Source organism: Spirulina sp. CCY15215 (genome assembly GCF_016888125.1).
Classification (GTDB): Bacteria; Cyanobacteriota; Cyanobacteriia; order Cyanobacteriales; family Spirulinaceae; genus CCY15215.
Genome location: NZ_JACSWA010000361.1, coordinates 19903 through 35091, shown reverse-complemented (window position 1 = coordinate 35091; position 15189 = coordinate 19903). Strand labels below are relative to the sequence as shown.

Sequence of the window (15189 nt, the reverse complement as noted above, 5' to 3'; positions counted from 1 at the left end):
AACTTTTATGAAGAGGAAGAATTGCACCAAAACTGCTCGAACCATGTTTTGAGGTGATAGGTTGCGCGGCAATCGTCTTCATTGTAGCGGAGAATCGTCTCTAAGGCAGAACGATCGCCGCATTTTAACCAATTATCATATAAACAAACGACGCGATCGCCGGCAACGTCGCTATCTCGCCAAGTAAATCCCAACCAATTCGCCAAAGATTTGAGAGAATAGCTTTCAACGGGTAGTGTTGCTGTTGTAGTCACCCAATGATGAATATCGACGAAGCGAGAGAGGATATCTTTGAGGGGAAAAGGCGTATTTTTGTAGAGTTTTGTTAAACGTTTGACGGTTTCTACTTCGTATTCTGAAAAATGGAAAATCGGTGCATGGGGATAACGCGCGACTAGGGACAGAAATTGCTGCCAAACAAATCCTTCTTCTTCCGGTTGTTCTGCTAAAAACCCATAAAATTTCTCAGTTTTGTTTTGATGATTAACACAAAGTACGCCAAATAAATAGTCAACATTGCGATCGGGTTGAGCCTCGAGGTCAAAATAGAGTTCAACAGGGGCAGTAGGGAAAGTATTGTAAGATTGGCGATCGCCGATCGGACGGAGAAAAGGGCGATTTTCCAGTAGCGATCGCGCTTGCTGTTGTAGTTGATCGACTATCTCTGGCTCAATTAGTTTGGCATCGATCGGTAAATTGAGGGTAGCAAGGGCTTCTAAAGTATTAACATTGAGGCTTTGTAGGGCTTCGTAGCGGCTGGGGGTGACACCAGGGACAAGAGAGAGGTGATTTTGGTCGCGGGCGATCGCGTGACAATAATTACTCCAATGGCACAAACTACAACGCTGACGGGAAATAAACACCTCGGGTTCGTCGCGATCGAGAAGCATTTGCGTGCAGTTTTGCAGCACTTTCAGCATAGAAGGAATACCAATTTCCAGATCGACGTAATAAGGATTTTTGCCTCGTAAAAGCAATTTTGCATGGGGAGGTAATATTCCTTGTATTCGAGTGAGAAGATAGCCATGAAATGCGGCGATCGTTTTATATTCAGGTTTGGCACGTTTACCTAACTTTACATTGACCGGAATATAGAACCAATTCCCCCAGATGGAGTGACCAGGATGCTTGATTAAAAAGGTTGGCTTTCCTAAATAGTCAAAAGAAGATGGATGTAAAGAGCGTTTATTCATCTCTTCTACATCCTGTATTTCCTTGCGATCGCCTTCTATAAACAAGATACCGCGATAAATCAATTCGACTCCTTCTGCCATTAAAATCCGAGTTTGTTGTCCCCCGTCTTGCCAATTTCGCTTTTCAAATTGGGGTTGTACATAAGCCTTTTCCGCCAAAATTTCCTGAATTTGTTGTTGATTTTCTTCCCGCAATTTGAGGAGAAAATCTCGGGGGGGTTCTTGATGAGCGCGATCGCCATAAATATTTAAAAATGTGCGTCGCTGACAGCGTTTGTAGTCTAAGAGTAAATCATCGGTCAATAACATAAACTGAGGTTAGGGGGATTTGAATCTACCGTTAAACAAACTGAAAGATGAGGGATGGAAAATAAATTTCACCTCTCATCTTCTCTTCTCTAACTGATAACTGACTAATTAGCTATCGTCATATAAGGGTTGGTTAATTGTTCCAATTGTTGCACCAACAAACTGAGGAATAAACCTACATCTGTTACTACACCAACGGATTCTACAGAACCGCGATCGCTTAACTTGGTGACAACGGCAGGATTAATATCAACGCAGACCATTTTAACCCCAGCAGGAGTCATATTTCCGACCCCGATCGAGTGTAACATGGTGGAAAGCATGAGAATCATTTCCACCCCTTCCAACATCCGCCCATAGTCCTCTTGTGCCTTAATTAAATCCATTTGCGTATCCGGTAAGGGACCATCATCGCGAATCGATCCAGCTAAACTAAAGGGAACGTTATTTTTAACGCATTCATACATCACTCCTTTGGTAATAATCCCCTCTTCCACCGTCTTAGCAATGCTACCATAACGGCGCACAATATTGATGGTTTTTAAGTGATGACGATGACCGCCGCGTACTGCAACCCCTTGCTGCATATCCACCCCGAGGGAGGTTCCCATGAGAGATTGTTCGATATCGTGGACGGCGATCGCATTTCCTCCTAATAAAGCCTGCACGTATCCATCGCGAATGAGACGGGCAAGATGCTTGCTTCCCCCAGTATGAATGACCACAGGACCCGCCGTAACTGCAACCTTACCGCCGCGATCGCGAATTTGTCGCAATTCCCAAGCAATTTTCTCCACCACCAACTCAACCCGACGTTCGCTGGAAACCCCCGATCCCATGAAGCTAAATTCTTCTCCCGCAGAAGCGCGATCGCGATCCTCGACTTTGCGAACAGTACGAATGCCTTGTACTCCAACCACAACATTTTCCCCTACTTCAAGGTCCCGCAAGAGCTTACACCGTGCCACGACCCCCTCAGCAGTCTCCCGCACCGCGATCGCCCCATCCATGCGTTGATTTTGTAATCGCACCCATGCCCCTTTAATGCGAACTTCCGTGGGATAAATCGTAGTGACGTAGAAATCATCCGGCGCAACTCCCCCCATAGGCACCGGTTCTAAGAGGGCATCTCGTTCGTCTTCCGGTACATCCATCGCCCCAATATCGATCAGATCGGCGATGATATCCTCCATAACCTCACGGTTGGGGGCGGAAACCCGGACTTCTGCTAAAGATGTACTTTGCCGTTCTGCCCCTAAGTTAAAATTGAGAACTTTAAAACTGCCGCCGCGATCGACAATAATATCTAAAGCGCGGTTCATAATCCCCGCATCGAGGAGATGTCCTCGCATTTGTAGGGTGCGACTTTCGAGATAAGTGACAGCATGAAGTTCTTCGCGCACCGGTTCTATCGTTCGCAAAGTCAGGCACTTTGCAGCCCCTCCAGCTTTGAGAAATTCAGTCAGAGGGGTTTCTATTACTTCATAACCCAATTCCGTCAGGCGCTGTTTTAAAGACTCACTGGCCTTATTCATAATGACGGTATTGTTAATATTGACGGAATTACAGCCAAAATTAATCGCGTCGGGTTCGTTCAAAACAATGCGTTTTTCCTCTGCTACTCGTCGCTCAATTAAGTGATTAGAATAAGAGTCAAAAGCAGGGGGATAATAGAGCAAATAACCGCCACTGAGAGGACAAAAACAAGTATCGAGATGATAGAAACGGGGATCTACTAAACGCAGAGATATCACTTCTACATCTAGCCATTTGGCCAAATAAGGATGAGAATCGAGTTCTGTGCGAAAACCATATCCCGCCCATAACCAGCGTCCTTCTCGGTCTAAAAGGGCATCTCCTGCCCCTTCAAAGGGCAAATCCTTGGGGAGTTCGTAGACGGTATAACCATTCTCTTCAAACCATTTTTTAAAATAAGGTTCTTCCCCTTGACGTTCGGGGTGCAAGAAGCGACTGAGGACTACATTTTGACCTAGAAGTAAACCAGCATTCGCGGTGAAAACGAGATCCGGCCAGCCTTTTTCGGCTGGAATGAGATCGACGATCGCCCGATCTTTAATAATGTGATATAAATTTTGCCACTGATCGACGGCGCGATCGCGGGATGATTTATGAATATTGCCCTCCATCCAAGGATTGATGACGTAATCTACGTCATAATGATCGGGGGCGCACATGAGAAAGCGAATAGAATCTGTCATATTTTATGTCAAAAGGGGGTAGATTGCCCTTTTCTCTCCTGTTCGATGGACACGCGAAAGACAAACAGCCCCATGAGTCTGAGAAATACTTGCAGGGGGTAACAAGCGTTATCAAGGTAAGCATTTCGCTCCCATATCGGGTTGTTGTCTCAATTAGACGCAATTTTCCATCGTATCACGTTTTTCCGGTTGCAGAAATTGCGATCGCAACAGGATGAATCTTCACGCAATTTGCGTTTTTCGTCTCCTCCAGGTTACGAATAGTCACAAGAAAAAGGATAGAGTATTTTTAGAGCGAAAATTTGCTAGAATGGCGGTACAATTTGCGAGGTAGTCGTGTTATGGAAACTACTACAGTTAAAAACGCGATCGAACGCGCTCTAGTCGATGGACACTTATCTCATGCAGAGTCTAACTATATCAAGCGCGTCATGTATGTGGGTGGGACGGTGACACCCGAGGAGTGCGGACTGTGGCGAGAATTACAGGACAAAATTTGGAAAGGGGAAATCTCTCTCAGAGATTAAAGGCGATCTCTAGAAAAATATTGGGGGCATCAAAACCGCAGAACAGATATAGAACAGATATCGACGGTGCGATCGCGGGATGATTTATGAATATTGCCCTCCATGTTAATTGTTAATTATCAACTATCAACCAGCAACCAGCAACTAGCAACTAGCAACTAGCAACTAGCAACTATCAACTATCAACTAAAACCACATCTTCGTATAATAAAGACAGGGGAAAATGTAGATCGACACTGGTTAAATGAATATCTATCTCTTCTGGAGAAGTATCATTTTCCGGTGGAGAATAGGTCGTGAGTTCCCATTTTCCTTGTTCATTCAACCGATAAATTTCTACCAGCATCGTATCTGCACTGATGAGTGCGTATTCTCTAAAAGTATCAATACGGCGATAATTGCGAAATTTAATCCCTCGGTCTTTTCCTTCCGTACTCGGAGATAGCACTTCTGCAATAAAACAAGGATGATAAACAATTTTTTGTTCTTGTCTGTCACGGCGATCGCAAGTCACCATCACATCAGGATAATAAAAAGGACCTTGCTGCAATATCCCCAATTTAGCATCTGCCATATAGGGTTTACAGGGTCTTCCTCGCAGATGACTTTTTAAAGCGGACGTAAGGTTAATTGCAATTTCATTATGAGCTAATGTTCCTCCGGCCATCGCAAAGACTTCGCCGTTCATATATTCGTATTTAAGCGGTTGTTGTTCTTCCCAGTCCAGATATTCTTGGGGAGACATTAAAGATGAGTCAGAAAGAGCAATCATGTTTGTATAACTTTGGTTTATTTTGATTTTGATGGCGATCGAAAACAGCAAAGGAAATGCGATCGCCTTGAAAGGAACAATTACGAACGAACGAAATGACCAATTCTCTTACTAATTTTATAACATTTCCTCGCAGACGGTTCTCGCGAGGTAAATTTTCGAGTTCTCGGACAGCTTGTTCTTGTACTCGACCTTAATAAATTGCGTCACGGGATGAGCTTTTATAATAGAACAGAAGTATTGTATCAGATGGGCTGTAGTTTCTTCATGATTTAAAAAAGCTACAGACATATTCTCCTGCTCCTTCTGATGAAAAGGCAATAACCTGACCGTGTTTGTCAATACGAAGGCGATCGCGGCAATTATAAATCTCAATAGGTTTAACTTTACCGTCAATACTCACTTTAACTCGATACTCCCAATAATTTTTGGCACTGCGTTTAATCTGGAGAATGCAAATTTGGCGATCGCCTTTCTGCTGACAAAATGCCGCATCAGCAGGAGAGGCGATCGTAAAAAATAACACGAATAACAAGATCGGTACAACACATTTTGCAACACATTTCACAAATCGCTCTCTCCTCCGATAAGTGTCGTCATTATCAAAATGAATATATCATCTTTCTGTTAAAAATGCCTAGCCAATTCTTCATTCTTCTTTTGTTACAAGATCGAAGAGAAGTTCGCGATCGCAACGATCGCAGATACGACTCTATCCTATCTCCAAAATTAGTTATATTAAAGCAAGAATACTAGAAAACACAATTCTTATGCGCCGTTTCTATTTTTTCTCGCTATTGCTGTTGGGTTTCCTGCTGAATAGTTGCACCGAAAACTCAACCCAAGAATCTCCTCCAAAAAGCCAAGATCGCGATTTAACCATCTGGTGGAGTCAAGGATTTTATCCCGAAGAAGACCAAGCCCTAGAAACCGCGATCGAGCAATGGCAACAACAAGAAAACTTAAAAGTTAATTTAAAATTTGTCCACGAAGACGACCTCCTCCCTCTTACCCTCAAAGCCTTAGAAGACAAAACTCCTCCAGATATTTTATTTTCCGTCCGAGCGGACTTTATCGCAACTATAGCGGCATTCCCGTCATTGGAGTTTATCGCTTTTTGGAACGGCAGGATGTGGCACTATTAGCCGAACAAAGCCAACGAGAAGCCTTTGCCCCAGCCCGAGACCTCGCGATCGCCATTGCCGCGATCGGGTTGGGGTGTTCCATTTTCCTCGCCCTGGGAATGTGGATCCTCGGTCGTCAAATCGTCGGCCCCATTCTCGCCATTGCCCAAACCGCCCGTCAAGTCAGTGCAGGAGTCCAACGCCAAGAATTTCAAACTCTGCCGACTACCCCCGTCCTCACCAAAAATGAAATCGGTACCCTTGCTAAAGCCTTCAATCAAACGATCCTCGAATTGCGATCGGCCTATGGAAAACTCACAGAATACAGCCATGATCTCGAAGCCAAAGTCGAACAACGCACCCAGGAATTAAGCCAAAATAACGCTCAATTACAACAAACTCTGAACAAACTGAAAATCGCCCAAGGTCAACTGATTCAAACGGAAAAAATGGCGAGTTTGGGTCAATTGGTCGCAGGAATTGCCCACGAAATTAACAATCCCGTCAGCTTTATTTACGGCAACGTGGAACATTTGCGAGAAGATGCTTTAGATTTACTGCAACTCGTCCAACTTTATCAACGGACTTATCCCCATCCAACCTCAGAAATTAGTGACATTCTCGCAGATATCGATCTGGAATTTGTGGCCGAAGATCTCCCCAAAATCCTTGATTCCATTGCTACGGGGTCTCGCAGAATTCGTGATATCGTCCTTTCCCTACGACTTTTTGCCCGTCTCGATGAAGTGGGTGTGAAATCTGTCAATCTCATTGAAGGGATAGAGAGTACCTTATTAGTCTTACAAAATCGCCTCAAGGCTCAATCTAAACGCCCTGAAATTATTGTAACTAAAGATTATCAACCCCTCCCGGTGGTGGAATGTAATGCGGGACAGATTAATCAAGTTTTTCTCAATATTCTGGCTAATGCTATTGATGCCCTTGAAGAAGCGATCGCCCGCAATCTCATCACCACTCCTACCTTATATATTCAAACCCAATTGTTATCAACGGAGGAAGTCGCGATCTCGATCGAGGATAATGGTATCGGTATGACGGCAGCAATACGCAATTGCATTTTCGAGCCATTTTTTACCACGAAACCTGTCGGTCAAGGGATAGGATTGAGCTTATCAATCTGTTATTCTGTGGTGGTTGAACAACATGGTGGGAAATTAAGCTGCGACTCTCAACGCGATCAGGGTACTACTTTCACGATCAAATTACCAAAACATCTTTAGACCCAAAATACCTGCCCCCAATCACTGAAAGCATTTACCGAACATATTATCCGCGATCGCTGGGAGGAAGTGCGATCGCCTAATCCCAAAGAATTAGCAGGAACTTTGGTGCTATCTTTCCCTTTAACTGAAGCCTCGGCAAAAATGCGATCGGGTCCCCCTATTGCCGACTGGGTGAATTTAGAGACACGAGGATCGGGAGAAGAAGGGGCGATCGCAGAATTGAGTGTCAATGCACCTCAAACCGTTGAAGCACAAGGATGGTACAAAGATGAAACTGGCAAACTGATTCTAACCACAGAGGCGATCGCGGCAACCCCTCACTCACCGCGAATAGTTGCAGGCAATTGCAGCGCGATCGCACAACCGCAATTCTAAGACAACCGTTTTATTTTAGCTGCGGTGATGTAGCAGGAATGGGACGACTGAAGAAGCATTTTGAGCATACTTTTACTCGCGTTTAGAAAATTGCCCTCGATAAGCGTTATATACTGGGTGAAGTGTTACTGGACATCAAACCAGCAACACTTCCCCCAATAACCGGGGAAATCGCGAAACCTAGGAGATTCCAATTAGTCTATGATCTGGCCGTTTAAACCCAACAAGCGCAAACAAATTGCCCGTATTGAAATCACTGGCGCGATCGCCACAGAAACGCGCAAACGAGTTCTCAAAGCGTTAAAAATTGTTGAAGAGGAAAAGTATCCCGCAATTTTGTTACGCATCGATTCTCCTGGGGGAACTGTTGGAGACTCCCAAGAAATTTATGATGGTTTAAAGCGAATCCGCGCAAAAGGGGTTAAAGTTGTCGCCAGTTATGGCAATATTTCCGCATCGGGAGGCGTTTATGTGGGAGTCGGTGCCGATAGTATTGTTGCAAATCCAGGCACAATTACGGGGAGTATTGGGGTAATTCTACGGGGGAATAATCTCGAACGTTTATTAGATAAAATTGGCGTTTCCTTTAAAACTTTTAAATCGGGACCCTACAAAGATATTTTGGCTTTCGATCGCGAATCAACCCCAGAAGAGAAGGCGATTCTACAGGATTTGATCGATAACAGCTACGGACAATTTGTTGAAACAGTAGCAGAAGGACGCAATTTAGAGGTTGAAACGGTGAAAAGTTTTGCCGATGGGCGTATTTTTACGGGACAGCAAGCTCTAGAATTAGGGATGGTGGATCGTTTGGGAACAGAAGAAGATGCCCGTCGCTGGCTTTGCGAATTAGTTAAGCTAGACCCCGAAAAAGCTCAATGTAATACTATCGAGGAAAAGAAGCCTTTATTAATGCGAGTTTTATCGGGACGCGCAATATCGAAGCGATCGCGGTTGTCAATGACCTTGAATTGGTTAGAATTTGAAATGGTAACAGAAGGGCAACCTTTATGGTTATACCGACCCTAACAGCGATCGGCGATCGATTCGATTATCCGTTAAATTAAATCAAGGAGGATATGCTAGTGGAGTGGAAAGTGCGGGCTATTCGCGGCGCAACGACGGTGACAGAAAATAGTGTGAAAGCGATTCGCATTGCAGTTACCGAGTTAATTGAGGAGATAGAAAAGCAAAATCAATTAGATCCCGAAGAGATTGTGAGTGCTACATTTACTGCAACCCGCGATCTCGATGCGATTTTTCCTGCCGCGATCGCCCGCGATCGTCCCAAATGGGATAATGTTGCTCTCATTGATGTCCAACAAATGCAGGTTAAAGGTAGTTTAGAACGCTGTATTCGGGTTCTTATTCATGTTAATACTCCTCAACTCCAAAACGAGATGATTCACGTTTATTTGGGAAAAGCTAAAAATCTGCGTCCCGATTGGAGTTTAGCAGAATTGGTCTAGGAAAGTCAGTGGAATATTACACCGAGAAAACGGTAACGCGAGAAAACAAGCAAAATAAGCAGAAAAGAGCTTTCAAAAAAGCAGCTTTAGAGATGCTGGAATGGGCGGCATCTATGGGAGAAATTCGTTTAAAATATTCGGTTTAGTTCTAATATTCTGGAGACATAAACTATGCAACTAGAAGATTATTTTATCTTTCTCGCTACCAATGACATTCGCCTAAAAGGTACGCGAATTGGCATTGAAACAGTTTTGTATGACTACATTTATCGCAGTCGAACACCTGAAGAAATTGCTAAAACCTATCTATCATTAAGCCTAGAACAGGTTTATGCCACAGTTCTCTACTATCTTCATAACAAACAACAGATCAGTGAGTACCTCGCTAATTGGCTAGAGTGGGGAAACAAAATGAGAGAAGAGCAAAAACTTAATCCGCCGCCAATCTCCGAAAAATTACGTCAACTTCGAGCCGAACGACTAACACTAGGAAAATCCTATGCAAATCAAGTATTTGATGGATGAAAATCTCAACCCAATTTATCAAATACAGTTACGTCGCAAAGAACCTGATTTAGTAGTAAGGACTTTAATATAATCTGAAATATTGGACTTCATAACATCCTTAAAAAAAGTGAAGGACTCAGAATTTGGGTACCGTGAAAATATTTTAGAGGGAGTAAATGCCGCCGATCCAAGCTGACTAAATAATCTGCTTTTGCTTCGTAAGCAGCCGCTAAAAAAATATTGTCGTTAGGGTCTATATTGTCCAAAATTGTTGTTTCATAAGCTCCAGGAATAAACAAGCTAGTTTTTGCAATTACTGTAATTAACAATTGAATATCAAGTAAAGAAACGGTTTGCCGATTTAAGATAACAATTAATTCTTGTAATAGTTGAGGAGACATGATAAGGGTAAATTTGCTGTTGCGCCAAGCATCTAATACTTGAGGTGGAGAACTCTGAGAATTTTTGCTGAGTAGTGCGGCAACAAATACGGAAGTATCGAGAATAACTTTAGGGAGTAATTGCGTCACGGTTAGCTATTTTAGTACGAATACTATCAAGTTCTGACCAGATTTTTTCAGGGGACTGATGGCCAGATTCTTCGGCAAGTTTCCAGGCTTCAGCAATAATAGCATCCGCGATCGCCAATTCTGTTGAGGTAGGTCGCGGTATATTTTGAGTACCAAAATTTTGAAAGTCTTCTAATTCGGCGGGGGTTAGGATGAGTTTTTGAGTCTGCATGGCAATTTTTTACTTTTGACTCTATGATAACTTTTACCGAGGGTAATCGTCATCTCATTCCCACAACACGCGATCGCCATCTTATCAAATTTTAAAAAAGCGATCGCCTAAAAATTTAAGACTCACAGGAAGTGCGATCGCAATACATTACTCTCCTGCGATCGCCGATCTTGTAGGGTTTGTTAATGCAATGTAACGCACCCAAACGTTACTTAATGCTAATTGCTTGTGCGTTACTCTCCGCTAGGACACTCTACAAGATTGCATTTTGCCAAATACAACTCTATTCAGGGATTTTACTCTGCAAAAATCTTGTTTTTACACTTATTGGTTGCTTTATTTGACAATTTATGTAATACTTGTGCCTGTGATGTACCAAAGTTCGCAATAATGCTTTTTTTAAGGGTAATATCACTCCGCGAAATGCGTTATCATTACCGTTATGTGCCATCCCAGAGTTAGAGATTAGTGTCCTAAAGCAATATATCATCCATGAACAACTACTCAATTATCATGCTTGGTCCAAGCGGTTCGGGGAAGACAGTATTCTTGTCCAGTTTGTATAAAAAACTATCTACACAGAGTGAGTTGGGATTTTTTCTTCAAGTTGATACTGGTGAAAAACGCAAACGCCTCAACAATATCTATACCCAAGTCGCAGCCGATGAAAAGTGGCCTGCGGGTACAAAATATAGTGAGGTTTCTGAATGGACATTTACTTGCCGAGTCCAAACAAGTGATTTGTCAATTTATGATGGTTGTTCTTTTACCTACCTTGACTACGCAGGGGGCAGAATTACTGATGAAGCGGAGGAGGAAGATGCAAGTTCAGAGTTTGATGATAAGTTTAAAGCAGCAGATGCTTTATTGATATTACTTGATGGGCAAAAAATCTGTGCTTTGATGAGAAAAGAGAAAATTGGGAAGGTTTGGGCATTAAACAATCTGCGTAATATGATTGACGTGATGCAAGGTTCGCGTAAACCCGTTCACTTTGTCATTAGCAAGTGGGATATTGTCGAACAGAACTATACACTAGAGCAAATTAGGGATAGATTGCTTGAGATTGATGAATTCAAAAACCTAGTCAAGCTCAGAAATCAAGCTGGTTCACCTGTGCGACTTATTCCAGTAAGTGCAGTCGGTAAAGGATTTGCTATCCCTAAGCCTGATGGCAGTATGGAAAAAACTGGAGAACTCCCCAAACCATTCCAAGTTGAGGTTCCTCTAGCTTGTATTCTGCCTGACATGATTCAGGTAATGATGAAAGAACTGATTAGAAAGCGGCAATCTGAACTAGAAACACCCATCGAGATTAAGCCAAATATAGGTTTTTGGGAGTTCCTCGGACAACTGTTTGCTAATGGACTAAAGACCGTGCAAGAACTTTTGCCACGCAAATATCGGTTTGCAGATGAGACTCTTGAAAGTTTGATCAAATGGGCTGAGACTCCTGCACAACAAAAAATTGATTTTGCAGAAAGAAGGACGGAAGAATTAAGGCGAGAACAGGCAGAGTCTCTAAAAAAAGTGGAAGATGAAGAAACAGCATTAGCACACGCTATCCACTGTTTTGTTTCAATCCAGAACCAACTGGTTTATCGTTTTCCTGAGTCAGAGTTAAGAGTATGAATGGGATCGAAGCATGGCGATTTCTAGTCAGTCGCAATCAATTTTTGGACTATCGGACAGTGGTAGCTCCTGATTTTATGTGTCAAGCAAACATAGCTAGTCTTTTGGCAAAAGTAGCAGAGGGAGAACCTACAAATGATGATAGTGTTTACTATCGTGAAATCCACGGCTCAAAAGTTGATGATTTAACCATTATCTATCGAGTCAGTGAAGCTCAAGCTAGAGATGTAAATCCTGAGCTTGATGGAGCTTTAAAAGATTCCTTTGGCAGAGAGATTTATTTCATAGAAGGCATTGTTGTAAAAGGACTAAAACTCTCAACCTCTGTAACATCAGAGAATATAGATATTAATCACCAACAACTCATCAATGATTATCGAAATTTCTGGGAATGGGTATCGCCTCAGCCTTCGATTGCGTCAGAGTCGGCTTTTTTTGAACCTATCGAAGATAATGCGGTATTAAATCACATAGATTTGCCAGCTTATTTTATCAGTAGTAAAAAACAATTAGTTCTGACAAGTACTTCTCAATCTAGTTCGGAGCTTAAAGAAGAAAACTCAGATGCACTAAACAAGCAAATATCTATTCCAAGTACTTCCTATGACTTTGATAGAGAAGTACATCAGTGCTTTTTCCTAAATGATACTAAAGTTCTAGTGTACTTCAGAGTAGATCCATTAGTTATATGCCCTCATGATCACAAAGTTGTCTGCCTCGATCTCAATACAAAAGATAAAACTGATTTGATTAGTGGTGAGGTTGGTAAACGATCAATAGAAAGAATCTGTTTAGCTTCTAATAAGCAAATTCTTGTTAGCTCGAATAGAAGCCCTTTCGGTAAAGATGAAAACTCAAGTTCACCACTAAATGTTTCTTTCCGCTCCTGCTTCACGAAAGTCTTTAATCTTGAGGACAAAAGTGAAAAAACAGTTCCCGAAGGTGGTGGCGGTGGCGAATTAATTGCTATCTCTAAAGATTGTAAATGGGTTGCCAATGCTACTGATAATGCCCTAAATCCTGAGTTGTTCGATATTAAAGGTGGAGGGAAAATATCCTTGTCTGGAGGTCATAATAAGAAAATAACTATTTTAGCTGCGAGTTTATACGACAATACATTTGCCAGTGGAGATGAAAGTGGCTTTATACGTCTATGGGACTTTAACACGCTTTCTATTGGAGGGCTAGAAATTTTCAAAGCTCCTATAGATGTGATCGCATTTAGCCCAAAAAATAAACTACTGGTCTGTAGTGGAAATAAGGGAGAAATTAAAGTATTTAGATATGAGTCTGACAAGATTATTAAGGAGCCGCAGATAGAACTTACCCATTTTCGTGTAAATGGTAAAAAGTCAAAAGTAAATGCTCTGGCTTTTAGCTGTAATGGCAAAATGTTTGCTAGTGCTGGGGATGATGGATCGATAAGACTTTGGGATATTAGTAAGGGTCAAAGTCAAGACAGTCAATTACTTTCTGAGCATGATAAGCGTGTAATGTCTGTTAGCTTTAGTCCCAACGGAAAACTACTGGCTAGTGGCAGCAAAGATAAAACTGTTAGAATATGGCAACTTAGCTAGGTGACAACAATACATTATGTTAACCCTCAATCATCCGCACATCGAAAAAAGTGACAATTGGGGAATAACAAATCTATTTGGTTGTTGAGTTCTGAGAAGTTATTGGCGATCGCCCAAAAATCACGACTCGCAGGAAGTGCGATCGCAAAGACAAATGATTGTTAAGCGATCGCCTTAGTAATTATTAGCCTTTGCTCTCTTTCTGTGGATATTTCTTGTTTTACATCCTGAATAAGTTCCATAATTTTGTCGGTCGAGTCATAGCCAGATTTGGTAAAAAGTTGATGCGACATCGTTGCAAATCCTTCGTTTGATAGCTGTTCTCGGCGATCGCTAATCCCTATCAAATATTGAAACATTGCTAAACTTAACAGCACTGCTTTTGGTTGCCCTTCTTGGATTAAGGCGATCGCTTCTCGCTTAGAGTTGGCTTGTTGGATTAGCTGGGAAAGCTCTTTGTTGTCGCGTACATTTGCTTCTAGCATATAGTTTGCTGTTTTGAAGTCAGTTATAATTTTATTCTATAGTTACGCGATCGCCTAAAAATTACGAATCACAGGAAGTGCGATCGCATGATGATTCACGTTTATTTGGAAAAAGCTAAAAATCTCCGTCCCAATTGAAATTTAGCGCAATTAGTTTAAGGCACAAACCTACCTTTTGCCTTCATTCACAATTCTTCTTGTAAGCCAAAAAAAGATTTAATTGCCGCGATCGCCTTTTTAATATCCGCGATCGATATTTTTAATAGTGCGAACATTCCCAATCCAATAAATAAAAACCCAATCCAAAAATTACTTTCGTATAAATATAGCCCAACCAGAACGGTAAAATAAGGAGAGATAATACGACTGATCTTTTCAAAGTCGGCAACGCGATCGGACTTTACAGATTCAGGTTTTACAGATTCAGAGGCTTGACTGGGAACGATTGTAGTCTCCAGTGTTGGGGTTTGGGATGGCGTAAATTCTTCTGGCATTGTTATTTTCCTGAGAAATAGAAACTGTCTTGAAAATTTCTTTCATTATGCCCGTTGTTTGAGTTTAAGACAACCAAAAATTAGGTAAAATTTTCTTGCTCAATTCCCGAATATTTTTATTGAGCAGTAAGCCACAAAGTAAGAGGATACGAATAGGCATATCAAGTTATCTATCACCACTTAAAATTGTTCACGATTCACACTTTAAAGTTCACAATTTGCTAATTGAACCCCTAAGATTCAACCTTGACTTTATTGCGATAGAAAGCAATATAACCTTCTATATTTTTTGCTCTTTCCTTCGCTTGAGGATAATACCAAGCTGCATCTTTAATCTCATTTCCATCAACAACGACGTTATAATAGCTGGCAAGTCCTTTCCAAGCACAAGTTGTCTGGGTGTTACTTTCAGTAAAATAGTCCTTATTGATAGAGTCGGGAGGAAAATAGTAATTTCCTTCAACTTGTTCGCAATTGTCGCTTTGAGCAAGAATTGTTCCGTTTAGCGTTACTGTCGGCAT

Annotated in this window: 18 protein-coding genes and 1 pseudogene; 10 read left to right on the top strand and 9 right to left on the bottom strand. The window is 41.9% G+C overall.

Going from position 1 to position 15189, the window contains the following annotated elements:
- Positions 1-5: 5 nt before the first annotated feature.
- A complete protein-coding gene (locus JUI58_RS09760) occupies positions 6-1502 on the bottom strand; it encodes a TM0106 family RecB-like putative nuclease (protein ID WP_204103581.1) in 1497 nt (498 codons plus the stop codon).
- A 104-nt stretch (positions 1503-1606) separates the two neighbouring features.
- Positions 1607-3721: a TIGR00300 family protein gene (locus tag JUI58_RS09755; RefSeq protein ID WP_204103580.1), complete on the bottom strand. Its 2115-nt coding sequence runs from the start codon at positions 3719-3721 to the stop codon at positions 1607-1609.
- 341 nt (positions 3722-4062) lie between these two features.
- Here JUI58_RS09755 and JUI58_RS09750 point away from each other — a divergent pair, with 341 nt between their 5' ends.
- Entirely contained in the window at positions 4063-4248 is a 186-nt protein-coding gene (locus tag JUI58_RS09750; RefSeq protein ID WP_204103579.1) for a hypothetical protein, read from the top strand.
- 175 nt (positions 4249-4423) lie between these two features.
- Here JUI58_RS09750 and JUI58_RS09745 read toward each other — a convergent pair whose 3' ends face one another.
- Complete coding sequence (locus JUI58_RS09745) at positions 4424-5020, bottom strand: Uma2 family endonuclease (protein ID WP_204103578.1); 597 nt, start codon at positions 5018-5020, stop codon at positions 4424-4426.
- 265 nt (positions 5021-5285) lie between these two features.
- The gene (locus tag JUI58_RS09740; protein ID WP_204103577.1) at positions 5286-5588 is read right to left on the bottom strand and encodes a hypothetical protein; all 303 of its coding nucleotides are present in this window, start codon (positions 5586-5588) and stop codon (positions 5286-5288) included.
- A gap of 202 nt (positions 5589-5790) precedes the next feature.
- Here JUI58_RS09740 and JUI58_RS09735 point away from each other — a divergent pair, with 202 nt between their 5' ends.
- The 7 genes and pseudogenes from JUI58_RS09735 to JUI58_RS09705 all read left to right on the top strand — a co-directional run bounded on the left by JUI58_RS09735 (position 5791) and on the right by JUI58_RS09705 (position 9757).
- The gene (locus tag JUI58_RS09735) at positions 5791-6165 is read left to right on the top strand and encodes a hypothetical protein (RefSeq protein WP_204103576.1); all 375 of its coding nucleotides are present in this window, start codon (positions 5791-5793) and stop codon (positions 6163-6165) included.
- The gene (locus tag JUI58_RS09730; protein ID WP_204103575.1) at positions 6138-7385 is read left to right on the top strand and encodes an ATP-binding protein; all 1248 of its coding nucleotides are present in this window, start codon (positions 6138-6140) and stop codon (positions 7383-7385) included. The genes JUI58_RS09735 and JUI58_RS09730 overlap by 28 nt, the downstream gene beginning before the upstream one ends.
- A gap of 21 nt (positions 7386-7406) precedes the next feature.
- Positions 7407-7556, top strand: a pseudogene (locus JUI58_RS27685) (pyridoxamine 5'-phosphate oxidase family protein); the annotation flags it as partial.
- A 408-nt stretch (positions 7557-7964) separates the two neighbouring features.
- Positions 7965-8792, top strand: a complete 828-nt coding sequence (sppA, locus tag JUI58_RS09720; RefSeq protein ID WP_204103573.1) for a signal peptide peptidase SppA — start codon at positions 7965-7967, stop codon at positions 8790-8792.
- Between the two features lie 56 nt (positions 8793-8848).
- On the top strand, positions 8849-9232 hold the full coding sequence (gene aroH, locus JUI58_RS09715; RefSeq protein ID WP_348539869.1) for a chorismate mutase: 384 nt from the start codon (positions 8849-8851) through the stop codon (positions 9230-9232).
- 8 nt (positions 9233-9240) lie between these two features.
- Entirely contained in the window at positions 9241-9378 is a 138-nt protein-coding gene (locus JUI58_RS09710) for a hypothetical protein (RefSeq protein WP_204103571.1), read from the top strand.
- Positions 9379-9403: 25 nt separating this feature from the next.
- Positions 9404-9757 (top strand): DUF433 domain-containing protein, encoded by a 354-nt coding sequence (locus JUI58_RS09705; RefSeq protein ID WP_204103570.1) that lies wholly within the window; start codon positions 9404-9406, stop codon positions 9755-9757.
- Positions 9758-9846: 89 nt separating this feature from the next.
- Here the strand turns inward: JUI58_RS09705 and JUI58_RS09700 are convergent, their stop codons facing one another.
- Positions 9847-10269 carry a putative toxin-antitoxin system toxin component, PIN family gene (locus JUI58_RS09700; RefSeq protein WP_204103569.1) on the bottom strand — a complete coding sequence of 141 codons (423 nt, stop codon included), beginning with the start codon at positions 10267-10269 and terminating at the stop codon, positions 9847-9849.
- Entirely contained in the window at positions 10250-10480 is a 231-nt protein-coding gene (locus tag JUI58_RS09695; protein WP_204103568.1) for a hypothetical protein, read from the bottom strand. The genes JUI58_RS09700 and JUI58_RS09695 overlap by 20 nt, the downstream gene beginning before the upstream one ends.
- Positions 10481-10972: 492 nt before the next feature.
- On the opposite strand from JUI58_RS09695, the gene JUI58_RS09690 reads away from it, so the two are divergent.
- Complete coding sequence (locus JUI58_RS09690) at positions 10973-12112, top strand: hypothetical protein (RefSeq protein WP_204103567.1); 1140 nt, start codon at positions 10973-10975, stop codon at positions 12110-12112.
- 59 nt (positions 12113-12171) lie between these two features.
- Positions 12172-13689, top strand: coding sequence for a hypothetical protein (locus JUI58_RS09685; RefSeq protein WP_204103566.1), 1518 nt, complete (start codon positions 12172-12174; stop codon positions 13687-13689).
- Between the two features lie 161 nt (positions 13690-13850).
- Here the strand turns inward: JUI58_RS09685 and JUI58_RS09680 are convergent, their stop codons facing one another.
- The 3 genes from JUI58_RS09680 to JUI58_RS09670 all read right to left on the bottom strand — a co-directional run bounded on the left by JUI58_RS09680 (position 13851) and on the right by JUI58_RS09670 (position 15189).
- Positions 13851-14174, bottom strand: coding sequence for a hypothetical protein (locus JUI58_RS09680; RefSeq protein WP_204103565.1), 324 nt, complete (start codon positions 14172-14174; stop codon positions 13851-13853).
- Positions 14175-14359: 185 nt separating this feature from the next.
- Positions 14360-14668 carry a hypothetical protein gene (locus JUI58_RS09675; RefSeq protein WP_204103564.1) on the bottom strand — a complete coding sequence of 103 codons (309 nt, stop codon included), beginning with the start codon at positions 14666-14668 and terminating at the stop codon, positions 14360-14362.
- Positions 14669-14901: 233 nt separating this feature from the next.
- Positions 14902-15189: a DUF427 domain-containing protein gene (locus tag JUI58_RS09670; protein WP_204103563.1), complete on the bottom strand. Its 288-nt coding sequence runs from the start codon at positions 15187-15189 to the stop codon at positions 14902-14904.